This is a genomic window from Paractinoplanes tereljensis (genome assembly GCF_016862435.1).
Classification (GTDB): Bacteria; Actinomycetota; Actinomycetes; order Mycobacteriales; family Micromonosporaceae; genus Actinoplanes; species Actinoplanes tereljensis.
This window is the reverse complement of sequence record NZ_BOMY01000022.1, coordinates 457,829-482,853: the sequence shown is the minus strand read 5'-3', so window position 1 is coordinate 482,853 and position 25,025 is coordinate 457,829. Positions and strand designations below refer to the sequence as shown.

General features: G+C 71.3%; 19 protein-coding genes and 1 pseudogene. 9 read left to right on the top strand and 11 right to left on the bottom strand.

What is annotated here, in order from left to right:
• Positions 1–226 precede the first annotated feature (226 nt).
• The 3 genes from Ate02nite_RS17320 to Ate02nite_RS17310 are packed head-to-tail and all read left to right on the top strand — an operon-like array spanning position 227 to position 5,547.
• Positions 227–2,317, top strand: a complete 2,091-nt coding sequence (locus Ate02nite_RS17320) for a transglycosylase domain-containing protein (RefSeq protein WP_203806586.1) — start codon at positions 227–229, stop codon at positions 2,315–2,317.
• A gap of 39 nt (positions 2,318–2,356) precedes the next feature.
• A complete protein-coding gene (locus Ate02nite_RS17315) occupies positions 2,357–3,622 on the top strand; it encodes a sensor histidine kinase (protein ID WP_203806584.1) in 1,266 nt (421 codons plus the stop codon).
• The gene (locus Ate02nite_RS17310) at positions 3,619–5,547 is read left to right on the top strand and encodes an ATP-binding protein (protein ID WP_203806582.1); all 1,929 of its coding nucleotides are present in this window, start codon (positions 3,619–3,621) and stop codon (positions 5,545–5,547) included. Before Ate02nite_RS17315 ends, Ate02nite_RS17310 begins: the two co-directional genes overlap by 4 nt.
• On the opposite strand, the gene Ate02nite_RS17305 is transcribed toward Ate02nite_RS17310, so the two are convergent.
• Genes Ate02nite_RS17305 through Ate02nite_RS49440 form a run of 3 tightly spaced genes read right to left on the bottom strand, consistent with a single transcriptional unit; the run spans position 5,537 to position 10,404 of the window.
• Positions 5,537–8,155, bottom strand: a complete 2,619-nt coding sequence (locus tag Ate02nite_RS17305) for a molybdopterin-dependent oxidoreductase (RefSeq protein WP_203806580.1) — start codon at positions 8,153–8,155, stop codon at positions 5,537–5,539. The two genes, Ate02nite_RS17310 and Ate02nite_RS17305, sit on opposite strands and share 11 nt — an antisense overlap.
• A complete protein-coding gene (locus Ate02nite_RS17300; RefSeq protein WP_203806578.1) occupies positions 8,152–8,931 on the bottom strand; it encodes an FAD binding domain-containing protein in 780 nt (259 codons plus the stop codon). The genes Ate02nite_RS17305 and Ate02nite_RS17300 overlap by 4 nt, the downstream gene beginning before the upstream one ends.
• 39 nt (positions 8,932–8,970) lie before the next feature.
• Entirely contained in the window at positions 8,971–10,404 is a 1,434-nt protein-coding gene (locus Ate02nite_RS49440) for a hypothetical protein (RefSeq protein ID WP_203806576.1), read from the bottom strand.
• A gap of 40 nt (positions 10,405–10,444) precedes the next feature.
• Between Ate02nite_RS49440 and Ate02nite_RS17290 the strand changes: the two genes are divergently transcribed.
• Complete coding sequence (locus Ate02nite_RS17290) at positions 10,445–11,620, top strand: APC family permease (RefSeq protein ID WP_203806574.1); 1,176 nt, start codon at positions 10,445–10,447, stop codon at positions 11,618–11,620.
• 119 nt (positions 11,621–11,739) lie between these two features.
• Here Ate02nite_RS17290 and Ate02nite_RS48795 read toward each other — a convergent pair.
• Positions 11,740–12,267: pseudogene (locus Ate02nite_RS48795) on the bottom strand (SGNH/GDSL hydrolase family protein); the annotation flags it as partial.
• Positions 12,268–12,460: 193 nt separating this feature from the next.
• Here Ate02nite_RS48795 and Ate02nite_RS17285 point away from each other — a divergent pair.
• Positions 12,461–13,429 (top strand): DUF4037 domain-containing protein, encoded by a 969-nt coding sequence (locus Ate02nite_RS17285; protein ID WP_239147481.1) that lies wholly within the window; start codon positions 12,461–12,463, stop codon positions 13,427–13,429.
• A gap of 5 nt (positions 13,430–13,434) precedes the next feature.
• Here the strand turns inward: Ate02nite_RS17285 and Ate02nite_RS17280 are convergent, their stop codons facing one another.
• The 3 genes from Ate02nite_RS17280 to Ate02nite_RS49435 are packed head-to-tail and all read right to left on the bottom strand — an operon-like array spanning position 13,435 to position 15,286.
• Positions 13,435–14,100: a lysophospholipid acyltransferase family protein gene (locus Ate02nite_RS17280; protein WP_203806572.1), complete on the bottom strand. Its 666-nt coding sequence runs from the start codon at positions 14,098–14,100 to the stop codon at positions 13,435–13,437.
• Complete coding sequence (locus tag Ate02nite_RS17275; RefSeq protein WP_203806570.1) at positions 14,097–14,666, bottom strand: TetR/AcrR family transcriptional regulator; 570 nt, start codon at positions 14,664–14,666, stop codon at positions 14,097–14,099. The genes Ate02nite_RS17280 and Ate02nite_RS17275 overlap by 4 nt, the downstream gene beginning before the upstream one ends.
• Positions 14,667–14,698: 32 nt before the next feature.
• The gene (locus tag Ate02nite_RS49435) at positions 14,699–15,286 is read right to left on the bottom strand and encodes a TetR/AcrR family transcriptional regulator (protein WP_203806568.1); all 588 of its coding nucleotides are present in this window, start codon (positions 15,284–15,286) and stop codon (positions 14,699–14,701) included.
• Between the two features lie 95 nt (positions 15,287–15,381).
• On the opposite strand from Ate02nite_RS49435, the gene Ate02nite_RS17265 reads away from it, so the two are divergent.
• Complete coding sequence (locus tag Ate02nite_RS17265) at positions 15,382–16,425, top strand: NAD(P)-dependent alcohol dehydrogenase (RefSeq protein ID WP_203806566.1); 1,044 nt, start codon at positions 15,382–15,384, stop codon at positions 16,423–16,425.
• 48 nt (positions 16,426–16,473) lie between these two features.
• Here Ate02nite_RS17265 and Ate02nite_RS17260 read toward each other — a convergent pair whose 3' ends face one another.
• Entirely contained in the window at positions 16,474–16,758 is a 285-nt protein-coding gene (locus Ate02nite_RS17260) for a hypothetical protein (RefSeq protein WP_203806564.1), read from the bottom strand.
• A 143-nt stretch (positions 16,759–16,901) separates the two neighbouring features.
• On the opposite strand from Ate02nite_RS17260, the gene Ate02nite_RS17255 reads away from it, so the two are divergent.
• A complete protein-coding gene (locus Ate02nite_RS17255; RefSeq protein ID WP_203806562.1) occupies positions 16,902–19,088 on the top strand; it encodes an ATP-binding protein in 2,187 nt (728 codons plus the stop codon).
• Positions 19,089–19,134: 46 nt separating this feature from the next.
• Here the strand turns inward: Ate02nite_RS17255 and Ate02nite_RS17250 are convergent, their stop codons facing one another.
• The 3 genes from Ate02nite_RS17250 to Ate02nite_RS17240 form a co-directional block, all read right to left on the bottom strand.
• Positions 19,135–21,294, bottom strand: a complete 2,160-nt coding sequence (locus Ate02nite_RS17250; RefSeq protein ID WP_203806869.1) for a pectate lyase-like domain-containing protein — start codon at positions 21,292–21,294, stop codon at positions 19,135–19,137.
• 44 nt (positions 21,295–21,338) lie between these two features.
• Positions 21,339–22,514: an alginate lyase family protein gene (locus tag Ate02nite_RS17245; RefSeq protein WP_239147479.1), complete on the bottom strand. Its 1,176-nt coding sequence runs from the start codon at positions 22,512–22,514 to the stop codon at positions 21,339–21,341.
• A gap of 119 nt (positions 22,515–22,633) precedes the next feature.
• Positions 22,634–23,608 (bottom strand): quinone oxidoreductase family protein, encoded by a 975-nt coding sequence (locus Ate02nite_RS17240; protein ID WP_239147478.1) that lies wholly within the window; start codon positions 23,606–23,608, stop codon positions 22,634–22,636.
• 77 nt (positions 23,609–23,685) lie between these two features.
• On the opposite strand from Ate02nite_RS17240, the gene Ate02nite_RS17235 reads away from it, so the two are divergent.
• Positions 23,686–24,144, top strand: a complete 459-nt coding sequence (locus Ate02nite_RS17235; protein WP_203806560.1) for a MarR family winged helix-turn-helix transcriptional regulator — start codon at positions 23,686–23,688, stop codon at positions 24,142–24,144.
• Positions 24,141–24,923 carry a nucleotidyltransferase domain-containing protein gene (locus tag Ate02nite_RS17230; protein ID WP_203806558.1) on the top strand — a complete coding sequence of 261 codons (783 nt, stop codon included), beginning with the start codon at positions 24,141–24,143 and terminating at the stop codon, positions 24,921–24,923. The genes Ate02nite_RS17235 and Ate02nite_RS17230 overlap by 4 nt, the downstream gene beginning before the upstream one ends.
• Positions 24,924–25,025 lie beyond the last annotated feature (102 nt).

Below are 25,025 nucleotides of genomic sequence, written 5' to 3'. Positions count from 1 at the left end.
CCAGTCAGTAACCCAAGTCACTGGATCTTGGTGACACTGAGTGACCTTGCTCATCGTGAGAGCCGGAATTCCGTCCTTAATCTGGACAGATCGATACCGGTTGTCCGTTGTGATGGTCACCACGTGTATAAGCGGGCCCGAAGGTTACGGATCAGTAACGAAACCCAGCTTGATCTCAGAAAACGGTGGTACCGACTGAAGGACTCATGTCGAAAGGACCTTGCGGATGATCCACCCCGAACCGAAGAGAAGGCGCGGCGGCGCCCTGGGCCGACTCGGCGGCGTGCTGCTGCTTGTCGGTGTTCTCGTGGGGGTGGCCGCCATCCCGACCGGCACGCTCGTCCTCGCCGGCACGAAATGGGCCGACAAACAGAAGGATGAGCTGCCCACGCAGCTGCTCACGCCGTCCAGTGCCCAGGTCACCCGGGTCTACGCGAACGACGGCAAGACGCTGATCACGACGTTCTACGACGAGGACCGGCACGACGTGGCGCTCGGCCAGATCGCCACGGTCATGCAGAACGCCATGGTCGCGGCGGAGGATGTCCGGTTCTTCGAGCACGGCGGCGTCGACGTCAAGGGCGTCGCGCGGGCGCTGGTCAACGACGCCCGGGCCGGCACCGCCGAGCAGGGCGCCTCCACGCTGACCATGCAGTACGTGCGGAACGTGCTCAAGGAGGACCCGAGCCTGACCGCCGCCGAGCGGGCCGCCGCGACCGAGGACACCCCGGCCCGGAAGCTCAAGGAGATCAGCTACGCGATCGCGCTGGAGCAGAAACTCTCCAAGCAACAGATCCTGCAGAACTACCTGAACATCGTGTATTTCGGGGACGGCGCCTACGGCATCGAGGCGGCCAGCCGGCGCATCTTCGGCACCACCCCGGCCAAGCTCGACCTGGCCCAGGCGGCCCTGATCGCCGGCATCGCGCAGTCGCCGGACGCCTACAACCCGGTCGGCACCGGCTCACAAACCAAGGCCAAGGCCCGCCAGGAGTACGTCCTGAGCGCCATGGAGAAAGCCGGCATGATCACCGCCGCGCAGCACAAGGCGGCCACCGCGGAGAAGTTGAAGTACTCCGGCAAGACCCAGCCCAACGGTTGCGTGGCCGCGGCCGGCAAGGCCAACGGCTGGGGCTTCTTCTGCGACTACGTGCAGCGCTGGTGGGACACCCAGACGCAGTTCGGCGCGACAAGCACCGAGCGGGACGCCGCGCTGCGCCGGGGCGGTTACACCATCGTCACCACCCTCGACCCGGCCGTGCAGAAGCAGGCGAGCGAACAGGCCCGCTCGGTCTACGGCCTGAACAGCTCGAAGGTGGCGCCGATCGCGGCGGTCGAGGCGGGCACCGGCAAGGTCCTCGCCCTCGCGATCAACCGGAAGTACTCGACCGCCAAGGGCACCGAGAACACGGTGAATCCGTTGATCAGCGGCAGTTCCGGCGTCACCGGTTATCCCTACGGTTCGACCTTCAAGATGTTCACCATGCTGGCCGCACTCGAGGCCGGGATGCCGCTGAACTCGGGCTTCGACTCGCCGGCCAAATATCAGTCGCAGTACCCGGCGAGCGGGGCCGGCACCTGCAACGGCTACTACTGCCCGGGCAACAGCAACCCCAGCTGGATGGACGGCTACCGCACCATGTGGAACGCCTTCGGCCGGTCGGTGAACACCTACTTCGTGCACCTGGAGGAGCAGGTCGGCTCGGCTGCCGCGGTGGCGATGGCCAAGAAGCTCGGCATCAGTTTCGCTGCCAAGAGCGACGCCGACATGGCCGCGAACAGCGCCGACCAGTGGGGTTCGTTCACCCTGGGCGTCATCGACACCACCCCGCTGGAGATGGCCGCGGCGTACGCGGCGGTGGCCTCGGAGGGCACCTACTGCTCGCCGTTGCCGGTCAACTCGATCACCGGGCCGGACGGCACCAAGGTCAGCCTTCCGAGCAACTGCAAGCAGGTGCTCGACCCGGAGGTGGCCCGGGCCGCCACCGACGCGGCCCGCTGCCCGGTGGGCCAGCAGAGCACCTACGGCAAGTGTGACGGCGGCACCGCCACCTCGGTGAACTCGATCTTCGGCGGCCGCCCGGTGGCCGGCAAGACCGGCAGCACCGAGGACAACACCACCGAGTCGTTCGTCGGCTTCACCCGCAAGGCGGTGGTGGCCGGCATCGCGGCCGACCCCAAGAGCTCGTCGAACAAGGTCGGCAGCGCCATCCAGGCCCAGGTGATCGTGGCGGTGGCCAAGACCCTGCGTACGGCATCCGGGGACGATTACGACGACTTCACCGCGCCGGGCACCCAGATCGCCTTCGGCGGCTGAAAACTCAGGACCGGGTGGTCACCTGCCGAATTTAGCAAGGTGACCACCCGCGAGCAGGAACGCCTCGCCGCCCTGCACGAGTACCGCCTGCTCGACCTGCCGGCCGGAGACGAGCTCGAGGCGGTCGTCCGGGTGGCCGCGATGGTCGCCGGCGTACCCAACGCCACCCTCAACCTGATCGACGAGAACCGGCAGTGCCAGCTCACCTCGTTCGGCTTCGAGGGGAGCATCTCGGCCCGGGCCGACTCGATGTGCGCGGTGCACTTCGAGAAGGGCGAGTTCGTGCAGCGCCCGGACGCCGCCGAGGACCCGGTCTACCGGGTCAACCCGTGGGTCACCGGCGAGCTGGGCCGGGTGCGGTTCTACGCGTCGATGCCGCTGGTCACCCCGCAGGGGTACGCGCTGGGCTCGCTCTGCGTCTTCGACACCGTGCCGGGCGAGCTGACCGACGATCAGGTGGCCCGGCTCGAGGACCTGGCGCTGGTGATCCTGGCCCTGTTCGAGCGTCGCCGGCAGGCCCGGGTCAACGGTGAGCTCGCGATCGAGCTGGGCACCCAGCACGCCCAGCTGGAACGCGCGCACGCCGACCGGGCCGCCACCATCGCCGAGCTGCGCCGCTCCAACGCCGAACTGGAGAACTTCGCGGCCGTGGTCAGCCACGACCTGGCCGCCCCGCTCAGCGTGGTCGGCGGCTACCTGGAGATGCTCGCCGACCGTAACGCCGCCGACCAGCAGGCAGCTGGCTGGATCGGCTCCGCGCGCCGCGCGGTGCACCGGATGTCCGGCCTGATCACCTCGCTCCTGTCGTACGCGCGGGTCGGGAACGCGCCCTGCCGGTTCGAGGCGGCCCGCCTCGGTGACCTGGTCGACCTGGCGCTGTCCGACCTGGGCGACCGGGTCGACGGCGCCGCGGTGACGGTCAGCGGCGACCTGCCGGCGGTGGACTGCGACCCCACCCTCGTCCGGCAGCTGCTGCAGAACCTGATCGGCAACTCGCTCAAGTACCGGCACCCGGACCGCCCCTGCCGCATCGCGATCGGTGCCCACCGCGACGGCGCCGAGTGGGTGGTCGCGATCACCGACAACGGCGTCGGCATCCCGGCCGACCAGCGGACCCGCGTCTTCGAGATGTTCGCCCAGGTCAACCCGGCCGCCCGAACCGGGCACGGGGTCGGCCTGTCGACCTGCCAGCGGATCGTCGACCGGCACGGCGGGCGGATCGCCGCCACCGACACCCCGGGCGGCGGCACCACGGTCATCTTCACCCTGCCGGCCGCGGCGGCCGTCGCCGTGGGCCACCGATGAACCTCCGGCGGCGGATCGCCGCCGGGTTCGCGATCCTGTGCATCCTGTTCCTCACCCTGGTCACGCTGCAACTGGTGGCCGGGGACCGGTTGCAGGCCGGCCACGCGGAGCGGGTCGCGAAGATCGAGTGGATGCTCGACTCCAACCGGTCGGTGCTGCAGTACATGACCGACGCCGAGACCGGGGTACGCGGTTTTCAGCTCACCGCCGACCGCGCCTTCCTCGGGCCCTACGACAGCGGCCGGCGGGGCGCCTTCGTCGAGCTGGACCGGCTTGCCGCCGGGGTGGACAACACCGAGATCACCGCGCTGGTCGAGGCGGAGCGCGCCGCGGCGGAACAATGGCTCTACGGGTACGGGATCCCGATCGTCAACGCCGACACGATCGACATGGACCCGCTGCGGGCCGCGCAGGGCCGGGGGCTGTTCGACGACGTCCGGACCGCCAACGCCGCGGTGGCCGCCGCCGTCGACGCCGAGCACGCCCGGATGGTCGCCGATGACCAGCGCACCACCAACCGGGTGCAACTGCTGTTCGCCGGGCTCGCCGTACTCGTCCTGATCACCGGCCTCGGCCTGGCCTTCCTGCACCAGCGGCACCTGCTGCAACCGGTCGAGCACATCCGGCACACGCTGCGCCGGCTCGCCGAGGGCGAGCGCGGCGCCCGCGCCGAGGAGACCGGCCCGGCCGAGATGCGGGCCGTCATCGGCACCCTCAACGACCTGGCCGGCGAGATCGAGCGCCTGCTCACCGCCGAGCAGGCCCGGGCCAGCACCGGCGAGCTGCGCCAGCGGGTCGCGGCCGAGCTGCGCGCCAAGCGGGAGGACCCGGTCGAGACCGGGCGCCGGCTGGCCCGGATGATCGGTGCGGCGCTCGGCGCCGAGGCCGTCTACGGCCGCTGCACCGTCCTGCGCGGCGCCACCTTCGCGGTCAGCTGGCCGGAGCAGGCCCCCGCGCTGGACCCGGAGCTGATCCAGCGGATCCGGGCCGGCCAGCCGGGCAAGGCCCGCGACGTGGCCGGCCTGCCGGGCGGTCTCGCGGTGCCGCTCAGCGGCGACGGCGACTGCCCGCCCGGACTGGTGCTGGTGGTCCGCCCGGACCGGCCGGAATGGACCGAGGAGGAACGAACCGTGCTGGCCGGGCTCGGCCGGGAGATCGACCACGCGCTCCGCCAGCAGCGGCTGCAGCTGCGTCAGTCCCGGCTGATCAGTGAGCTGCGGGTGCTCGACGAGCAGAAGGACGTCTTCGTCTCGACCGTCACGCACGAGCTGCGGACCCCGCTGACCAGCATCCTCGGCTACACCGAGATGCTCAGCGACGGGGAACCGGGCGACCTGACCCCGATGCAGGAGCGCAGCCTGGCCGCGATCCTGCGCAACGCCCACCGGCTGCAGGCGACCGTGGCCGACCTGCTGCTGCTGGACCGCAACAACGAGCGGATCGGCACCGAGGCGGAGCCGGTCGACCTGGCCGCGATGGTCACCGGGGTGCACGGCGAGCTGGCCGCGGCGGCCGAGGCCAAGCACGTGGACAGCGTGCTCGAGGTCGACCCGGCGTGGGTCCGCGGCGACGGCGTTCAGCTGGAGCGGGCGCTGCGCAAGCTGGTCGACAACGCGATCAAGTTCACGCCGTCCGGCGGCCGGTTCGAGCTGCGGCTGACCGTCGACGGCCCGAACGCGGTGGTCACGGTGACCGACACCGGCATGGGCATCCCGGCCGACGACCTGTCCGGCCTGTTCACCCCGTTCCACCGGGCCGCCAACGCGATGGACCAGGCGGTGCAGGGCCCGGGCCTGGGCCTGGCGATCGTCCGCAACATCGTCTCCGAGCACGGCGGCACCGTCGCGGTCCGCTCCGAGGTGGGCCAGGGCTCCACCTTCACGGTGCTGCTACCCGCCCTGGTCACGGCCGAGATCAGGTCCTAGCCGCCCGTTCCAGGGCGGCCCAGATGCGGTCCCGGGTGAACGGCAGGTCGGTGAGGCGGACCCCGGTGGCGTCGCGCAGCGCGTTGGCCATGGCCGGGGCGACCGGGTTGAACGGGCTCTCGCTCATCGACTTGGCGCCCAGCGGTCCGATCGCGTCGCCGGTCGCGGCGAACAGCACCTCGGTGCGCGGCGTGTCGGCGAACGTCGGCAGGTGGTACTGCCGGAACCCGGTGGTGGTGACCCGGCCGTCGGCGTCGATGTCGACGTGCTCGGCCAGGGTGGAGCCGAGCGCCTGGGCCACCCCGCCCTCGATCTGGCCGCGGCACTGCAGCGGGTTCATCACGGTGCCCGCGTCGGCGCTGTGCACGCTGCCCAGGATGCGCAGGTCGCCGGTGTCCGGGTCGACCGCGATCCGGAACCACTGGGCGTTGAAGGCGACCGACCGCGGCGTACCGTCGAAGTGGCCTTCGGCCGTGAGCGGCCGGCCGGCCTTGGCCGCGATCTCCTTGAGGGTGGCCTCGTCGAGGTCACGGCCGCCCGCCGCCTGCACGAGCGTCTCCCACAGCCGCGTCGCCGCCCGCAGCACCGCCTTGCCGGCCACCACGACGCCGGTGGACGCGAACGCGCCGGTGTCGTGCCGCACCACGTCGGTGTCGGACTGCCGCACGCTGATCCGGTCCGGGGTGGTGCGCAGCATGTCCGCCGCGATCTGGGCATGCACGGTGGTGCTGCCGTTGCCGAACTCGGCGGTGCCGACCGCGATCTCGAACCGGCCGTCCGGCAGCAGGGTGGCGGTGGCGTCGGCGTAGTGCCCGCCGGGCGGGCCGGCCGCGATCATCGCCATCGCCATGCCGTCGCCGACCAGCCAGCCGTCCGGCACCGGCGGCACCGGCGCGCCGGCCGCGGCCCGGATGTGGTCCAGGCACTGGTCCAGGCCGTAACTGGCGATCGACAGGTCCTCGACGTGGTCGCCCGGGGCCAGCAACGCCTCGCCTGCCCGGACGATGTTGCGTTCCCGCACGGTGATCGGGTCGAGGCCGAGCATCCGGGCCAGCTCGTCGAGCACCGACTCGACCGCGAACGACACCTGGCCCAGGCCGTAGCCGCGGAACGCGCCGGCCGGCACGGTGTTGGTGTACGCGCAGACCGCGTCGGTCTTCTTGTTGTCGCAGCGGTACACCGCGAGGGACTCGTGGCAACCGTGGAACATCACCGACGGGCCGTGGTTCCCGTACGCCCCGGTGTTGACCACGACCGCCAGTTGCAGCGCGGTGAGCGTGCCGTCGGCCTTGGCCCCGGCCTTGAGGGTGACCTCGAAGGGGTGCCGGGTGGTGGCGCCGGTGAACTGCTCGGCCCGGGTGTACTCCCACTTCACCGGCCGGCCCAGCCGCAGCACGGCCAGGGCGACCAGGTCCTCGACAAGCATCTCCTGCTTGCCACCGAAGCCGCCGCCGACCCGCCCGGCGATCACCCGCACCCGGTCGAGGGGAAGGTCGAACAGGGACGCGACCTCGCGGCGGGTCAGGAACGGGGTCTGGGTGCTGCTGCGGATCACCAGGCGGCCGTCGTCGTCCAGCCAGCCGACCGCGCCGTGCGTCTCCAGGCTGGCGTGCTGGACCCGGGCGGTGGTGAAGGTCTGCTCGTAGACGGCGTCGGCCTCGGCGAACCCGGCGGTCACGTCGCCCATCTCGGCGTGCAGCTCACCGATCACGTTGCGCTCGGCGGCGTGCAGCTGGGGCGCGCCCGGCGCCATCGCCGCGGCCGGGGTGAACACCGGGGGCAGCAGGTCGTACTCGACGTTTATCGCCCGGCAGCCCGCCTCGGCCGCCGCCTCGCTCGTCGCCACCACCGCGGCCACCCGCTGGCCGGCGAAACGGACCACCTCGTCCAGCACGCGGGAGTCGGCGGGGTCCTCGCCGACGTTCTCGTGCTGGGCGGTGGAGAACAGCTTGCCCGGATCGTCGGCGTGGGTGAACACCGCCACCACGCCCGGGACCGACAGCGCGGCCTCGGTGGCGATCGCGGCGATGCGCGCGTGGGCGACGGTCGAGCGCACCACCTTCAGGTGCAGCACCCCGGGCACGTCCAGGTCGAACGTGTAACGGGCGGTGCCGGTCACCACCTGCGGGCCGGCCGGGGCGCCGAGGTTGGCGCCGACCGCGGTGCCGGGGGCCGGTTCGGCCGCGTTGACCACGCCGGCCACGGCGTCGGCGATGGCGCGATAGCCCGTACAACGGCAGAGGTTGCCTTTGAAAGCACGCGGGAGATCGGCGCGCTGGTCGTCGCTGAGCGCGGCGGTCGTCATGATCAGACCGGCCGTGCAGAAGCCGCACTGGAAGCCCTGGGCGTCCAGGAACGCCTGCTGCACCGGGTGCAGGCCGTCCTCGCCGGCCAGGCCCTCGACCGTGGTGATGGTCTTGTCGGCGGCCCGGAACGCCGGGTAGACGCAGGAGTGCACCGGTTTGCCGTCGACGTGCACCGTGCAGGCACCGCAGTCGCCGGTGTCGCAGCCCTTCTTGACCCCGAAGCAGCCCTGTTCGCGCAGGTAGGTGCGCAGGCACTGGCCGGGTCGGGGAGTCTGTTCGTGCTCGGTCCCGTTGATCTTCATGCGGCCAGCTCCTGCCGGATCTCCTCCGCGTAGAGCCTGGTCAGGTGGCGTCGCCAGGCCGGCAGGCCATGTATATCCGACATGTAAGCGTCAATGGGGATTCGTTCGGTGAGGGCGATTTGTATGACCTCGGCGCTTGGCATGTGAGGGAAACGCAGAACATATGGGCGTTTTGTCGCTGCGGTCACCGTGAGGACGAAGCCGTTGCCGGCGCGACGGCCGATCAGCAGCACTCCCGAGCGGCCGTGGGTGTGGAGCGAGCCCTGCCTGATCGCAAAGGGCTGGCTCAGCGTCTCTTCCGAAACCCTGATCGACCGCAACAACTCACCTTCGGACAAAACGGTCACGCCGTCCCCGGTGACGAACTCGGCCACCGGCACCTCCCGAGCGCCGTCGGGACCCAGCACCAGGCAGATCCCGTCCAGCGCGGCCCCGAGGGAGATCATCGGCCCGGCCGGCAGCGCCGCGCACAGGTTCCCGCCGACCGTCGCGACATTCCAGATCTTGAACGAGGCCAGGAACGCCTGACAGCACTGCCGGGCGATCTCGTAGCCACTCCCGGCCAGCTCGGCGATCGTGCAGGTGGCCGCGATCTCCAGGACGTCGTCGCGCAGCGTGAGCGCCGGCCAGCCGGCCCCGGTCAGGTCGAGCAGTCGGCTCAGGTGCGGCCGAGGCTCCGCGAACAACACCGTCCCCCCGCCCAACCAGGCGTCACCCGGGCGCCACTGGCCCGGCTCGGCGGGGCTGATCACTTCCGTGACGGTGTTCAGATCCACGTAGATACGCTACTTGGAATGTGTTTCAGATCTTCGCACTCAGCCGAGGATGAGCACCGTGAGCACAACAGAGAGCAACCATGCGCCATAGAGCGCAATAGGGCGGCGCGGCAGGTCGATGTCGGGCGGCGGGGGTAGCGGGCTGATCGCGAACGACTGGTTGCGGGCCACCCGCAAGGCCGCCACGAGCTGGTCGGCGCTGCGCTGCGACTCGGCCGACGGCCACGGCGGCGGGACCGGCACGGTCAGCACCGACTCGCCCGCGGTCAGCAGCACCGTGCCGGCGTCGTCGTGCACCACCGCGCTGTCGGTCGCCCACGGTTGCCGGTCCGGGCCACGGAAGCCGACCGCCGCCACCCCGCCCGCGTGCCAGCGCAGCCGCGGCCGCAGCTGGGTGCGCCAGCCGAACTCGTACCCGCCGAACGCCGCCACCGCCGCGACCGCGCCCAGCGCCGCCGCCGGCAGACCGGCCAGCTGGGCCAGCTCGCCGGCCGCGAGTGCCCCGCCCAGCCCGATCGCGATCGTCGCGCCCCAGGCGCGGGGCGGCGCGATCCGGTGCTCCCGGCACTCGAACGCGTCCCCCCGGTCGGCCGGCAGCAGCGCCTCCGGATCGACAAGCTGTTCCTCGTCGTCCTCGATCTCGCGGGGCAGCCCCTGCACCGCGTCGTAGGCCACCTCGATCACCGCACCGACCGGCCCGACCGGCACGTGCACCCGGCCCCGCACCTCGGCCGCGCACCAGGCGCCCGGCCGCGGATCGCCGTAGAGGGTGGCCGGCAGGGTGTGCGGATCCTCGTCGTCGTCGACCCAGAACGCGTCCTCGGCCACGTCGAACGCGAACTCCAGGGCCAGCAGCCCGCTCGGCTCCGGCAGCAGCACGTGCAGGTAGCCGGGCTGCTCGACCACCCGCACCGCGTGCATCGGCTGGGCGGTGCCGAACAGCCCGCGCAGCTGGGCGCGCTGCGCTACGACCCGGGCCAGCAGCGCGCAGCCCAGCCCGAACGCGGCGATCACGGCGGCCAGCCACGGGGTGCCGGCGTACTTGGTGAGGACGGCGACGAAGCCGGCCGTCGCCAGCACCAGCAGGGTGAAACCGGCGACCTCGGCCGGGACGGCCACATGCGGAAGGCCGGCCGCCGGCGCCGGCGGTTGCCGGCGCGGGACCGGCGCGGTCGTCGGGGACCGGTCGCGGCGGGTGAGGGCAATGGCGATCAGCGCGTACGTCCAGCCGACAAGCGCCGTGGCCACACTGCCGGCCAGCGAGGTCCACACCACCGCGGACAGCACCCCGGCCCAGGCGGCGGCACCGCGATGCGCGTACGCCATCACCGCCGGCGCCAGCAGCGCGCCGAGCCCGATCCACCGGGCCTGCGGCGACGGGTCGGCGGGCCCGCCGAGCGCACCGAAGAGCAGCAGGAACGCCAGCACCCCGGCGACCGGCACGAGCCCCTCGACGCGCAGCAGCCGACCCATACCTCTATGGTCGCCAAGGAATGCGCCGCGGGGAGGCCGAATGACCGAGCTCAGCCGCCGGCTGGACACCCGGGACGCGGTGGTGGTCGGGCTGGGCGCCATGCTCGGCGCCGGGGTGTTCGCGTCGTTCGCGCCCGCCGCGCACGCGGCGGGCGGCTGGCTTCCGCTCTCGCTCGCGCTCGCCGCGGCGGTCGCCTGGTGCAATGCCACGTCGTCGGCACGCTTGGCGGCCCGCTATCCGGCCAGCGGCGGCACCTATGTGTACGGGCGGGAACGGCTCGGCCGGTTCTGGGGTTACCTGGCCGGCTGGAGCTTCGTCGTCGGCAAGACCGCCTCCTGCGCGGCGATGGCCCTCACCTTCGCGACCTATGCCGTCCCGGGGTTCGCCCGCCCGGTCGCCGTGGCGGCCGTGCTCGGCCTGACCGTGCTGAACCTGTTCGGCGTGCAGCGCTCGGTGCAGGCCACCCGGGTCATCGTGGTGGTCGTCCTGGCCGTGCTGGCCGCGGTCGTGGTGTCCGCCTTCGCCGGCCCGAGTTCTATAACTGCCGGGGGAGAGTTGCACCCCTTCGGCGTCCTGCAGGGAGCCGGGCTGTTGTTCTTCGCCTTCGCCGGGTACGCCCGGATCGCCACCCTGGGCGAGGAGGTGCGCGACCCGGCCCGCACCATCCCGCGCGCCGTCACCATCTCGCTGACCGTGGTCCTGGTCGTCTACGCCCTGGTCGCGCTCGCCCTCCTGACCGCTCTCGGCCCGGCCGGGCTCGCGGCCTCCACCTCGCCGCTGGCCGACGCCTCCGCCGGGTGGCTGGCGCCGGTGGTCCGGGTGGGTGCGGCCGTGGCGTCGCTAGGGGCGTTGCTCGCGCTGATCCTCGGGGTCTCCCGAACCGGCCTGGCGATGGCCCGGGACGGCTTCCTGCCGCGTGCCCTGGCCGTCGTCGACACCCGCTCGGGCGTTCCCCGGCGGGCCGAGCTCGCGGTCGGTCTGCTGGTCGCGGCGCTCGTCGCGACCGTGGACCTGCGCGGCGCGATCGGCTTCTCGTCGTTCGGCGTGCTGCTCTACTACGCGATCGCCAACGCCGCCGCGTTCCGTCTCGTGCGGTTCGTGCCCCTGGCCGGGCTGGCCGGATGCCTGCTGCTGGCGTTCGCGCTGCCCTGGCCATCGGTCGTCGCCGGTGCCGCGGTGGTCGCGGTCGGCGCGCTGCTGTACCTGTTCAGCTGATCGGTGTGGCAGCCCAGTTTCGCGCTGCAGCGCACTGCCTCCCGCACCCGGTACGGGTCGTCGGCCGCCTCCCGGCCCGCCGGCCGCATCGCCCGGTACCAGTTCCACGCCATCTTGTGGTAGCCGAAGTCGTTCGGGTGCTCCCGGTTCCACATGTCGGCGCCGCGCACGTCGCTCTGGTCGACCAGATGGAACCGCACTCCCTTGCTCGCCACGATCTCGGTGACCGCGTCGTTGTAGGCGGCGGTCCGCCGCACCCGGCTGCCCACCTCCCGGTCGTCGGCGATCCCGACGATCCGGGCGACGAACACCTCCGCCTGCGGCGCGTCGGCGGCGATCCGGTCGAGCAGCCGGTCGAGCTGCCCGGCCGCGTCCGGGACCCGGCGCACCATGTCGTTGGTGCCGATGTGCAGCAGGATCACGTCCGGCCGGTAGATGGCCAGCCAGCCGTCGACCTGCTCGGCGAGCTGCGCGACGGTCCAGCCCTTGTGGCCCTCGTTGTCCCGGTCCGGCCCGGTGCCGCTGCGCATCGAGCCGACGTAGTCGACCTGCACGCCGTCGGCGGCGAGCCAGCGGCGCAGCGCGGTGCGGTAGCCGTCGTAGCTCGGCGACCCGACCCCGAACGTGATCGAGTCACCCAGCGGCATCACCCTCAGCGGCCTCGCCGCGTCGGCGTCCGGCCGGGCCGCTTCCGAGGGAGCCGGCGCCAAGATCAGCGCGGCCGAGACCACCATCGTGGCGAGGCGGCGCAGGGTTCTGCTCATCACGGCCCGTCTGATCGGTTCGTCCGGGTGCGGTTCTGACGTTCCACCCGGGTTCGCAACCGAAGACGCACCGGGCGTGCGGGTGGTACCTCTGGTGGGGATGAACGGGATCGAGATCGCACGGCGCTACTACTTCGACGAGGTGGCGCCCGGGCTGGCCGGGGTGCCGCACGCGGCCGCCCTGCTGGGGCCCGGTTCGGAGGTGCTCGGCTACGACGACGAGGTGTCGCCCGACCACGACTTCGGCCCCCGGGTGCAGGTGTTCCGGCCCGGTCGGGACACCGTCGGCGAGTTCTTCACCGGCATCCTGGGCTTCGACCCCGGCGCCGGGGTGACCGTCGCGGACTGGCTGCTCACCCCGACCCAGCTGCTGGCGAGCCTGACCCGGGGTGCGGTCTTCCACGATCCGGCGGGTTCGCTGGCCCGCCGCCGAGACGCGCTCGCCTGGTACCCGGACGACGTCTGGCGTTACGCCCTCGCCGCCGGCTGGCTGAAGGTCTCGCAGGAGGAGGCGTTCGTCGCTCGCACCGGCTCGACCGGCGACGACCTGGGTTCCCGCCTGCTGGCCGCCCGCCTGACCCGCGAGCTGGTCCGGCTGGCGTTTCTCATCTCCCGCTGCTGGGCACCCTATGGCAAGTGGCTGGGCCGAGCCTTCGCGGAACTGCCGATCGCGACCTCGGTCGGCCCGGCGCTGGCTGCCGCGCTGGCCGCGCCGTCCTGGCCGGACCGAGAGGCATCCATCGGTACGGCGATGAGCACTCTCGCCACCGCGACAAACGAGCTGGGCCTGTGCCCGCCGCTAGATCCGTCACCGCGACAGTTCTATAACCGTGACATCAGAGTTCTGCAGGCCGACCGCTACACGATTGCCCTCTCCGCCGAGATAACCGACCCAACGCTGCGCGGAGTTCTAGAACGCGTCGGCGTCCGGCACGGCGTGATTCCGCGCCTGCCCGGCACCATCGACCAGGCCGTCGACTCCACCGACCTGCTCGGCGATCCCGCCCGGTTCCGCGCGGCCGCGCCTCTGCTCGGTCTGGGTTAAAGCGCTCATCCCGCCGACAGCTCGTTGAACTCGTCGGCCACCTCCTGGCCGGACAGCGCCGCGATGGCCGCCATGATCTCGTCGGCGGCCCGGCGCCGGGCCGGCCCCTGCTTGCCGTCGGCCGGGGGAGTGAACCGCAACGGCACGCCGAAGTGCACGACGACCTTCCCGGGCCGGGGAAAACGCGCGCCGACCGGCTGGATCCGCTCGGTGCCGACCAGCGCCACCGGCACGACCGGCGCCCCGGACGCGATCGCCAGCCAGGCCACCCCGGTCCGCCCCCGGTAGAGCCGTCCGTCGCGGGACCGGCTGCCCTCCGGGTGAATGCCGAACACGCCGCCGTTCTCCAGCAGCCGCAACGCGATTTCGAGGGATTCCTGCGCGGCCCGGAAACCGCCGCGCGGCACCGGAATGGCATCGATCCCGGTCAGGAAGTTACGGGTCACCCACTGCTTGGCCCCGCCCCGATCGAAATACTCCTGCTTGGCCATGAACGACACCCGCCGCGGCGTCACCAGCGGAATGAGAAAACTGTCCAGGAACGACAGGTGATTGGCGGCGAGAATGACCGGCCCGTGGTCCGGAATGTTGCCGACCCCGTGCACCTCGGGCCGGAACGCGATCCGGTTCAGCGGTAGCAGCGCGGCGCGGAGCACGGTGGGCAGGATCATTCGGAAACCTTTCGCAGGTGGGCGTCGACGGCGGCGACGAGCAGCGGTTCCGGATCGTCCAATCCGGTCACCACCTGCAGCGTTCCCCAGTGCCAGAGCTGAGCGATGCCGTGCAGGGCGGCCCAGAGAGCCGCGGCCTCGGCGGCCGGTTGCGCTTGGCCGGCCCGCTTCAGCATTTCCACGAGTACGCCGAACAGCGGCGTGCTCTCCTCGCGCAGGCCGATGTTGTTACCGCGCAGCAGATCGTGCCGGAACATCAGGGCGAACATCCCCGACTCGCCCCGGGCGAACGCGACGTATTGCCGGCCCAGCGCCAGAAGTGCGGTGCGCGGATCGGCCGCGTCGTCCCCGATGGTGGCGGCCACCAGTAGGCCGAGTTTCCGATATCCCTCACGGGCGATGGCCGCCAGCAACGCCTGCCGAGTGGGGAAGTAGCGCCGCGGAGCGCCGTGCGAAACGCCCGCCCGGCGGGCGATCTCCCGCAGCGAGAGCGCATCGGTGCCGGCCTCGGCGAGCAACTCGACCCCGGCCGCCACGAGCCGAGCCTCAAGATCCCCCGAACTCATAGACAGTGTCTACCAGCTCGGGTAGACAGTGTCTACGCGAGCGGTGTCACGGCGCGTTGCACGCTCTCGTGCAGCAGGGTGCGGCGCCGGTCATGGTCGTCGGCCGGGTCGTCGGCCGAGGCGGCGTAGAAGCCGCTGGCCGAGGACCAGGCGAAGGCCATCGACAGGACCAGGGCGAACAGGTCGAACGGGTCGCCGTCGCGCACCCGGCCGGCGGCCTGGGCGGCGGCGATGGCGGCCAGCTTCGGTTCGTCCCGGGGGCTGTCCGGTGCCAGTCGGCCGGCCGGGCGCCGCTCCAGCCGCAGCCAGGCGACCAGGCGGAGCAGGTCGGGGTGGCGGAGGTTCTCGTCGTACATCCGCACGGCCCAGCCGGCCAGGTCGCCCGCGTCGAACGGGACGTTGCTCATCAGCCGGCCGGTGCGGTCGGCGATCACCGCGTCGAACAGGCCGTCCTTGCTGCCGAAGTAGCCGTACAGCTGGGCCTTGTTGGTGTTGGCCGCGGTGATCACGCGGTCGACCCGGGCGCCGGCGATGCCGCGTTCGGCGAATTCCTCGGCGGCCGCGTCGAGGATGCGACGGCTGGTCGCGGCGCCTTTGGCGGTGGTCGGCAGGGCGGGCATGCGGCAACTTTAACAAACAGACGAGTTGGTTTGTTTTCCTGCGCGACCCGGGCTACGGTCGAAGACAGACCGAACAGTCTGTCTTTGGAGGAACCATGCGCACCACCACCGGATGGCAGAGCAGCGACCGTTCCACCGCGCTGCGGCGTGTCCCGATCGAGCGCCGCGAGCTGCGCGACGACGATCTCGCGGTGCGCGTCGACTACTGCGGCGTCTGCCGCAGCGACCTGCACGCGATCCACGGCGTCACCGGCAAGCCCACCGACGGCCTGGTGCCGGGCCACGAGTTCACCGGCACGGTCACCGCTACCGGCCCGGCGGTGACCGGCTTCGCGGTGGGCGACCGGGTCGCGGTCGGCACCATCGTCGACTCGTGCGGCGAGTGCGCGATGTGCCGGATCGGCCAGGAGAACTTCTGCTACCAGGGCGTGACCAGCAGCTACGGCGGCCGGGACCGGGTCGACGGCAGCACCACCCTGGGCGGCTACAGCCGGGAGTACGTGGTGCGCGAGAAGTTCGCCTACCACCTGCCCGAGGGCCTCGACCCGGCCGCCGCGGCCCCGCTGATGTGCGCCGGAATCACCATGTGGGAGCCGCTGCGCGCGGCCGGCATCGGCCCGGGCAGCAGGGTCGCGGTGGCCGGCCTGGGCGGCCTGGGCCACCTCGGCGTGAAGCTGGCCGTGGCGCTAGGAGCCGAGGTCACCGTGCTGAGCCGCACCCCGGACAAGGCCGCCGACGCTTTGTCGCTGGGCGCGAAGGATCTCCTGCTCACCACCGACGAGACGCAGATGAAGCAGGCGTTCGGCCGCTTCGACCTGATCCTCGACACCATCGCCGCGCTGCACGACTTCTCGCCGCTGCTGCGCCTGCTCACCCTGGAGGGCACCCTCAGCGTGCTCGGCGCCCCGCTGGAGACCTCGGTGCGCATCATGGAGCTGACCTTCGGCCGCAAGAATTTGACCTCCTCCGGCACCGGCGGCACCAAGTACACCGCCGAACTGCTGTCCTTCTGCGCCGAGAAGGGCATCACCGCCGACGTCGAGGTGCTGCCCTCCGCGCAGGTGGAGGAAGCCTTGACCCGCCTGGAAAAGGGCGACGTCCGCTACCGCTTCGTCTTGGACATGTCCGACCTGGACTAACGGCCGAGGCCGGCCACCCCCGCCTGGGTGGCCGGCTCGACGCGCAGCTCAGGTGCGCGATTTGCGGATGGCCTTGGCCCCCTTCACACCGGCCAGCGCGCCACCCCCGACCGCCGCCCCGAACGCCGGAAGCGCCAGGTGAGCGGCCACCGCGAGCCCGGCGGGCGGGCAGACCGCGGTGAGCAGACCCACGCCCGCGGTGATGCCGAGCCAGGCGGCCGTTCCGCCGGCGGCGGCACCGGCGAGGACACCCACCGCATCCGAGTTTGTTTCCGCTTCCTTGCTCGCCTTACGGACGAGACCGAGACCGGCGCGCGTGTGGTGGTGAGTCATTGGGGACCTCCAGCAGAGTCGGGACCAGCTGTTTTCGATGTGCTCAGCCTCCGCCGCAGCCACCCACAGTCACCATGAAGTACCGCCCACAGTTGTCCGTACACCCGTTACGTGGGTGCACTGTGGGCCGATGAAATGGAGGTGTGACCGACAGCTTCGCCGGGGTGCTCCGCGCGTTCCGGATCCGCGCCAACCTGACGCAGGAGGAGCTCGGCCACCGCGCCGAGATCAGCACCCGCGGGGTGAGCGATCTGGAGCGCGGCATCACGCTGAACCCGCGCACCGCGACGATCCACCGCCTGGCCGACGCGCTCCGGCTGCCCGACCCGGACCGGTCGGCGCTGCTCGGCGCGGCCAGGAACAGCGTCACCAAGCCGGCGGCGGTGCCGGGGGAACCCACTCCGCTGTTCGGGCGCCAGGACGAGATCGCCGAGGCGACCACCGTCCTGCGTGACCCGGCCCGGCGCCTGGTGACGCTCACCGGCCGCGGCGGCGTCGGCAAGACCCGGCTCGCCGTGGAGATCGCCCGCGCCTGGTCCGATCCGGTCGGCTTCGCGCCCCTCGCCGACCTGCAGGACCCGCAGCTGGTGGTGCCGGCGGTGGCCGAGTCGCTGCGGCTGCGGTCGGCCGGCGCCGACGGCATCCGCGCCTGGGCGGCCGGCGCACCCGCCCTGCTGGTCCTGGACAACTTCGAACACCTGATGTCCGCCGCCCCGGTGGTCAGCGACCTGGTCGCGTCCTGCCCCACCCTCCGGGTGCTGATCACCAGCCAGGCCCCGCTGCGGTTGCGGGGCGAGACCGAGCTGCGCCTGAACGCGCTGGAACCGGCCCTGGCGATGGAGGTCTTCCTGCACCGGGCCGGGGTGGTCGCGCCACGCTGGTCCCCGGACGACGACGAACGGGTGATCGTCGCGGACCTGTGCCGGGCGGTCGAGGGCCTGCCGCTCGCGCTGGAACTGGCGGCCGGCTGGGTGCGCATCGTCTCGCCGCGCGAGCTGGTCGGCCGCCCGGTGCTGCGCCTGCTCGACCGGGGCGACCGGGACGCGCCCGAGCGGCAGCGTTCGCTGACCGGCGCCCTCGCCTACAGCGTTGCCCTGCTCACCCCGGACGCGGCCACGTTTCTGCGCCGGCTCGCGGTCTTCGCCGGCGGCTGGAACCTGGCCCGCGCCGAGGAGATCTGCGCGGTCGACGATGCGCTGGGCGGCACCGCCGAACTTGTCGAGGCGGGCCTGGTCACTCCGGTCGACGGCAATCGCTTCACGATGCCGGCGCTGGTCCGCGAATTCGCCGGCGCGCAGCCCGAGGCCGCCGTCGAACAGCGGCACACCGAGGTGTTCGCCGAGCTGGTCGCCCGGCTCGCGGCCGAGCTGACCGGTCCCCGCCAGCAGGAGGCGCTGCGCGAACTGGACACCGAGCACCGCAACATCCAGGAGGTCCTCGAACGCTGCCTGCGCACCGGCCGGGCGTCGACCGCGCACGAGATGGCCGGTCAGCTGTGGCGGTTCTGGGAGATCCGCGGGCATCTGGTGGCCGGCCGCCGCTGGCTCGACCGCGTCCTCGGGCCAGATCAAGATCAAGATCAAATTCCCGCGACGGTACGGGCGGGAGCACTCAAAGCCGCCGGTAATCTAGCCCGTGACCAGGGTGACTTCGAGGCCGCCCGACGCTTCCACGAGGACGCGCTGACCCTGTTCGACCGGGCCGGCGACACCCTCGGCACGGCCAGCGCTCTCAACAACCTCGGCAACGTCGCCCTCGACGCCGGCGAGTGGAACCGCGCCGTGACCCGCTTCCGCGGCTCGCTGGCCGCGTTCGAGGCGGGCGGGGACGCCTACAACACGGCTCTGCTCCGCAACAATCTGGCTCTCGCGCTGCGGACCATCGGCGCGCTGGACGAGGCGATGGACCTGCTGGACCGCAGTATCGCCGGGTTCCGGACGCTCGGCGACGACCGCGGCACCGCGCGGGCGCTGGAGTCCCGGGCCCGCGTCCTCGACCTGGCCGGCCGGCACGCCGAGGCCGATCCGCTGCACCGGGAGTCGCTGTCGCTGCGACTGACGGTCGGCGACCTCGGCGGCGTGGTGCGCTCGTTGGAGGGGCTGGCGCATTGCCGGGCCCGCCTCGGCCAGGCGCGGATGGCGGCCCGGCTGCTCGGCCACGCCGAGGCGATCCGGCAGCGGATCGACGAGCCCCGGTCGGCCGACGATCGGCTGGTGGTCGAACCGGCGCTGGCCGCCGTCGCCGCCCAGCTGTCTCCCGCCGACGCGGCCGAGGCGAGCCGGTCCGGCCGCGCGGCGACCACCGCGCAGATAACCGCGGAACTCGAATAGTGGGCTCGACCCGGTCGCCGCGAAACGACCGGGCCGAGCCGGGGGATCAAGGCCCGCTGACGATGCTGGTCACCTGGTGACCGCTGTTCACCGCGGCACCGGTGTTGTTGATGACGTGGCTGATCGTGCCGACGCCGCCGAGCGACACCGTCACCATGTCGTGGAACTTCACGCCGGCGTTGACCGGGACCTCGAAGGCGCGAGCGTTCACGACCGCCGGATTGACGTTGAAGTAGGCGTAGCTGCCCAGCCCCCACGCCTCGTGCGACGTCACCGAATCGGCCACCTTGTAGGCGGCCCAGCCCTGGGTGGAGCCGTTCATGTAGGCGGCCTGGTTCGGCGGGTCGTACGGCATCTCGTTCTGGTAGAAGTAGGTCCGCCCGCCGTTACCGTTCCAGATGGTCTGGTACTGCTGGTAATGCTCGACGAACAGGCCGTAGAACGTCACGTTCTGACCGTTCACCACCAGGCCGGTCTTGGCCGGGTTGTACGTCCAGCCGACCGTGTTGGTGCCGACCCCGTGGTCGGCCCGCCAGATCCACGCGTGGTCGCCGATCACGTTGTTGCTGTTGACCTCGACGCTGGTGGTGGCCTTGCCGGCGACCGCGCCGCCGATCCGCACGAACACGTCGGACAGCACGGTCGGGTTGGCGGCGTGCGACGCCGACGAACCGGCCGGGCCGACCTGCAGCAGGATGTTCGAGTTGGTGGTGCCGGCGTCGAGCAGGATGCCGGCCAGCCGCACCCCGTCGACGTCGGCGACGTGGATCGCGTCGACCCCGCCGGTGGGCTGGAAGGTGGCCAGGCCGAGCCCGAGAACGACAGTGCCCGCACGGTTCACGTTCAGGGTCTGGTTGAGCTGGTAGACACCCGGCGTGACGAGCAGGTTCTTACCGGCCGCGAGGGCCGCGTTGATGGTGGCCGCGGTGTCCCCGGACTTGACCACGTAGAACGTGCTGATCGGCAGCGAGGTGCCGGCCGGGGTGCCGGCCGCCCAGCTGGTGCCGCTCGCGTTGGTCCGCAGGGCCGGCACGAACACCTGGTAGGCGCCGGCGCTGTCGACGTACAGGTACGGCTTCTCGGCGATGACCGGCGACGAGCCGACCGTGGTGTACGGCGGGGACGGGAAGCTCTGCGCCGGCGCGCCCGGGCTGCCGACGAAGACCTGGTTCCAGTTGGAGCCGTTCCAGCTGCCCATCTGGGTGTTGCGGGTGAGGAACTGCTGCTGCGACCCGGACTGGATCTGCCCGTCGATCTTGGAGTCGGCGATGAAGCCGCCGGACGACCAGCCGCCGTCGGACAGCGCCAGGTTGCCGCGTACGTGCATGCGGCGGTACGGGGCGGCCTGGGACACCGACCACCGGTCCAGCCCGTCACCGGGGGTCACCGACAGGCCCTCGGCCGAGCGCCAGAAGTTCTGGGTGGCGTTCTGCGAGCCGTCCGGCCACCAGTCCGCCTCGACGTGCACGTGACCGTTGATGGTCACCTGGTCGGGGGAGAGGCCGAGGCCGGCGACCTGAGTGAAGAAGCCGACGTTGGCGTCCACGTTGTAACTGCCCGGCTTGAACAGCAGGGCGTAGCGCGCGGACCCGAACTGGTTGCTGACCTGCGCGTTGAAGACGCTTGTCAGCTTGCTCTGAACGGTCGACGCCGACATCGACGGGTCGAACACGGTGACGTTCGGCCCGAGATCGGGGTTGCCCGGGTTCGGCGGAACGGTAGTCGGGGACGTGGGTGGCGTCGTCGGAGTCGTGGTCCCTCCCGAGAAGGTCCATTTCTGATTGGCCGAGCCGCCGCAATCCCAGATCTGCAGCTTCGCGCCGTCGGCCAGGTTGTTGTCCTTGATGTCGAGGCATTTGCCGGACGCGGTGTTGACCAGATCCTTGCCCGCGCTCAGCGTCCATTTCTGCGAGGCGACCGTGTCGTAGCAGTCCCAGAGGTGCACGGCCGAACCGTTGGCGGTCGCCCCGCTGACGATGTCGAGGCACTTGCCGCGGCCCTGCACCGAACCGTTGTCGGCCAGCGTCCAGACCTGGTTCTGATTGCTGCTGGTGCACGACCACATCTGCGGCAGATTGCCGTTGGCGGTCGAGCCGTCGGTGACGTCCAGGCATTTCCCGTTGGCCGAACTGACCAGGGTCCCGGATGACGCGGCGAAAGCGCTGGTGATGCCGACGATGCCGAGCGCGCCGATGACCACGGACATGACCGCGCCGGCCAGAAGTTTGCGAGATCTCACGATGAAGCCCCTCAGGCCGGGTTGTTGGCGTGGGTCAGCGTCTCCCAGGCGACGAACAGATTGTTCGTTCCCTGCGGGCGGCGCGATTCGGTGTAGGTCTGCGAATTGGTCATGGCGATACCGAGCCGGTTGTGCAGCGCGTTGAACGCCACCTCACTGATCGGCCCGAGCCCCTTGGTGACCTTGCCGCCGCAGATGTTCGACGGGACCGCCGTACCATTCTCGAATTTGGTGTGGAAACCGAGGGCCTGGCGCATGCGGTCCTGGAGTGAGGGCCACAGGTCCTCGCCTTGAATGCGGGTGGTCTCGGCAACGTGGCTGATCGCCGAGATGCCGTAGCCGGTGTGCACGAAGTCGCGGCAGGTCTCCTGGGACAGGCCGTCCACGAAGGTGCTCTGGCCCTGCCAGAAGCTGATCAGCTCGCTGGTGGTGTCGACGCTGCCCACCGGCGGGTATTTCGGCTGCGCGCCGTCCGCGGTGATGTAGATGTAGGCGGCGGCCCGCGCCTTGAACCGGGTGATCGCCCGGTCGTAACTGGCCTTGTCGTCGAGGAACACCGAGATCCCGACGGCCGCCTCCATCATCGGCAGCTCCCAGTTGCCGTTGCTGGAGCTGCCGACGATGACGGTCGGCAGGTACACGGTGCGCAGCATGGTGGCGAACCGGGCCGAGTTGGGCCAGCTGGAGTACGTGTACTTGATGATCTCCGCGGCGCGCGGCCAGACCGATCCGGCCCAGCCGGTCTGCAGCGGACCGTTGCTGTTGGTGTGTGCCTTGATCGTGGCCGACCAGGCGTCCATCAGCGCGATCGACTTCTGCGCGTAGGCCGCGTTGCCGGTGATGTACCAGGCCAGCGCGTCGGTGTAGGCCGCGATCGCGTCCTCACGCTCGTCCGTGCAGCCGTTGTTCGGGTTGGAGTAGGAGCCGCACTCGACGGTCGCTCTCGGCTTGGGGGTGCGCGAGAGCGACGCGTACGAGCTGGCCTTGAGCTGGTTGAAGGCGGCCGTCCAGGGCTGGGCGCCGGCGGTGACCTGGCCCTTCACGAAGTCGAGTTGGGCGCGACTGACCAGCACGCCCGGATGGCTGAAGGTGATCGGCGCGGCGTCGGCCGTCGCGAGGCGGACGCCGAAGGCGCCACCGACCGCGACCAAGGCCGTGAAAGCCGCTAATAGGGCGCGTTTGCGCATGGGGGATGCTCCCGGATTGGGGATGGGGGAAACCGGAAAGTGGGTTTACAGTTCCCGTCCCGCAAGCACCCGGTCAAGTCCACATTGCCCGACTTAAGGTTCCCTTAAAGGTTCCGGAACTAGAGAGCGCTCTCACTGATGGAACCGGTTCCGGCCGGGGTCAGTACGAGGCGTTCGCCCGGAACATCCGGCTCGTTCCAGACCCGCTCGACGTCGGCCAGCGGCACGGTCCGCGGCGTGACCGCGATCGATCCGGCATCGATCTCGTCGATGAGTGCCGGCAACTCGGCCAGGTAGGCGCGCGGCGAGACGGCGCCCTGCCCGTTGCCCTGCAGCCGGAAGTTGGCCGACCGCAGCGCCACCGACGGCAGCTCGATCGTCGGCCCGGCCATCGAGCCGATCTGAATCCAGTCCAGCTGCCGGCTGCGGTCCGACCGGGCCGTCAGCAGCGCCACGATCGCCGCTTCGGCCGGCTTGCCCCACAGGTAGTCGAGCACGATGTCGACCTCGGCGGCCGCGGCGGCGAGCGCGTCCGGCCCGTCGCCCAGCGCGACGTGTGCGTCGGCCGGCACGGCCACCAGCCGCTCGGTGTTGCGGCCGGCGGCGACCACCCGGCCGGCGCCGAGCCGCTTGGCCACCTGCGCGGCCATCGTCCCGGCGTTTCCGGTGGCACCGAGGATCAGCACGCTCTGGCCGGGCTGGATCGGCACCCGCCGGCGCAGCGCGACCCACGACGACATGGCCGGGTTCATCGCCGCCGCCACCTTCGCGACGTCGGCGCCGGCCGGCAGCGCGATCATCCGGCGCGCGTCCACCACGGCCTTCTCCGCCATGGTCCCGATGACGTCGTCGTCGGTCACGAAGTAGACGGCTGTGCCGTCCGGGCGCCGGCCGACGCCGTCGACGCCCGGGATCATCGGCAGCGTGCCGCTGCTCGTGTAGTGCTGCCCGGTCGCGCCGGTGCGGACCCGGGGGTGCAGCCCGACCGCGAGGACGTCCAGCAGCACCTGCCCCTCGCCCACCTCGGGAACCTCGAACGGCAGGTAGTGCGGGGCCTCGTCGAACGAGGTGACGACCGCGGCGTGCATCTTCATGGTGACCTCCAGGATTTAGTACGTGACACAAACTAAGATAGTTGGTGGCACATACTAAATCAAGTAGTCTCGCCGTCATGCCCGCCATCAGCACCGTCGACGGTCTCGCCCAGCTCTCGTTCCTGATCCAGGGCGCCCTCGAGCGCCGGGCCGCCGAACACGACCTCTCCCTGATCCAGACCCGGCTGCTGGGCGTCCTGCGCGACCGCCGGCCCACCATGCAGGAGCTGGCGAAACTCCTCGGCCTGGACAAGTCGAGCGTCACCGGCCTGATCGACCGGGCCGAGCGCCGGGGCCTGGTCACCCGGGTCCCGTCGCCCACCGATCGCCGCTCGTCCCTGGTGGTGCTCACCGACCGGGCCCGGGAGCTGGGGGCCGGGGTGGCGGCCGGCTTCGAGTCCGACGTGACCGCGATGCTCGGGGTGCTGCCGTCGCGGGACCGCGCCGACCTGACCGAGTTGGTGGGCCGGCTGCTGGTGGCGCACGCGGCGGCGCACGGGGTGGACCTCCTCGACACCCTAGGATCGCCCGAGTGATCGATCAGGTGACGAACACCTATCTAGAACTCGTCGACCGGGAGTTGCCCGGTTTCGTGCAAGGCCTCTACCTCGTCGGCTCGGCCGTTCTAGATGCCTGGCAGCCCGAACTCAGCGACATCGACACCATCGTCTTCACCGCGCGCGAGCCGGCCGCCGACGACCTGGCCACCCTGGACCGGATCCACCGGTCGCTGGCCACCCGCCCGTACTTCGACAGCGTCTACGTCCCGCCGTCGCTCGCCACCACCTGGCCCACCCACAAGGAACCGGTCCCGTTCGTGGTCAACGGCGCCTTCCAAACCGGAAAACCCTGCGGCGAACTCACCCCGGTGGTCTGGCAGGTCCTCCAGCGGTACGGGGTGAAGGTGCGCGGCCCGGAGATCGCCGATCTGGATGTTCGGGTCGACCCGGGTGAGCTGCTCCGCTACAACCTGGACAACCTGCGCGACTACTGGCAGCCGTCGGTGGTCGCGAACGAGCCGCACCTGGCCGCGCTGGATCCCGCCGAGCCGCTGGACGCCGAGACCGTGGTCTGGTTCGTCACCGGCCCGGCCCGCCTGCACCACACCGCCGCCACCGGCGACATCATCTCCAAGGCCGCCGCCGCTGACTATCTGGCTTCGCAGTTCCCGCAGCACGCCGCGCTGGCCCGCCGCGCGGCCGCGTTCCGCACCGGCAGCCCTGAGGTGTTCACCCTGCCCGACCTGCGCGAGGCCTTCGACTCGGTGCACACCGTGGCCAACGACGCCTGGCGCCGCTTCGCCGCGCGCCGCTGATCCGCCCCGTTTCGCGCCGTCGACCTTCGCCGTTTCGCGCCGCCGGCCGCGCCATTTGGTGCCGATTCGGGCGCCCGCGCGGGGCCGCGCCGGCCGGGCGCG

Excerpts from the sequence above, each read along its gene's own strand:
- Ate02nite_RS17320 (WP_203806586.1), top strand. The coding sequence starts at position 227 with ATGATCCACCCCGAACCGAAGAGAAGGCGCGGCGGCGCCCTGGGCCGA.
- Ate02nite_RS17310 (WP_203806582.1), top strand. The coding sequence starts at position 3,619 with ATGAACCTCCGGCGGCGGATCGCCGCCGGGTTCGCGATCCTGTGCATC.
- Ate02nite_RS17305 (WP_203806580.1), bottom strand. The coding sequence starts at position 8,155 with ATGAAGATCAACGGGACCGAGCACGAACAGACTCCCCGACCCGGCCAG.
- Ate02nite_RS49440 (WP_203806576.1), bottom strand. The coding sequence starts at position 10,404 with ATGGGTCGGCTGCTGCGCGTCGAGGGGCTCGTGCCGGTCGCCGGGGTG.
- Ate02nite_RS17290 (WP_203806574.1), top strand. The coding sequence starts at position 10,445 with ATGACCGAGCTCAGCCGCCGGCTGGACACCCGGGACGCGGTGGTGGTC.
- Ate02nite_RS17280 (WP_203806572.1), bottom strand. The coding sequence starts at position 14,100 with ATGATCCTGCCCACCGTGCTCCGCGCCGCGCTGCTACCGCTGAACCGG.
- Ate02nite_RS17275 (WP_203806570.1), bottom strand. The coding sequence starts at position 14,666 with ATGAGTTCGGGGGATCTTGAGGCTCGGCTCGTGGCGGCCGGGGTCGAG.
- Ate02nite_RS49435 (WP_203806568.1), bottom strand. The coding sequence starts at position 15,286 with ATGCCCGCCCTGCCGACCACCGCCAAAGGCGCCGCGACCAGCCGTCGC.
- Ate02nite_RS17265 (WP_203806566.1), top strand. The coding sequence starts at position 15,382 with ATGCGCACCACCACCGGATGGCAGAGCAGCGACCGTTCCACCGCGCTG.
- Ate02nite_RS17260 (WP_203806564.1), bottom strand. The coding sequence starts at position 16,758 with ATGACTCACCACCACACGCGCGCCGGTCTCGGTCTCGTCCGTAAGGCG.
- Ate02nite_RS17250 (WP_203806869.1), bottom strand. The coding sequence starts at position 21,294 with ATGTCCGTGGTCATCGGCGCGCTCGGCATCGTCGGCATCACCAGCGCT.
- Ate02nite_RS17245 (WP_239147479.1), bottom strand. The coding sequence starts at position 22,514 with ATGCGCAAACGCGCCCTATTAGCGGCTTTCACGGCCTTGGTCGCGGTC.
- Ate02nite_RS17240 (WP_239147478.1), bottom strand. The coding sequence starts at position 23,608 with ATGAAGATGCACGCCGCGGTCGTCACCTCGTTCGACGAGGCCCCGCAC.
- Ate02nite_RS17235 (WP_203806560.1), top strand. The coding sequence starts at position 23,686 with ATGCCCGCCATCAGCACCGTCGACGGTCTCGCCCAGCTCTCGTTCCTG.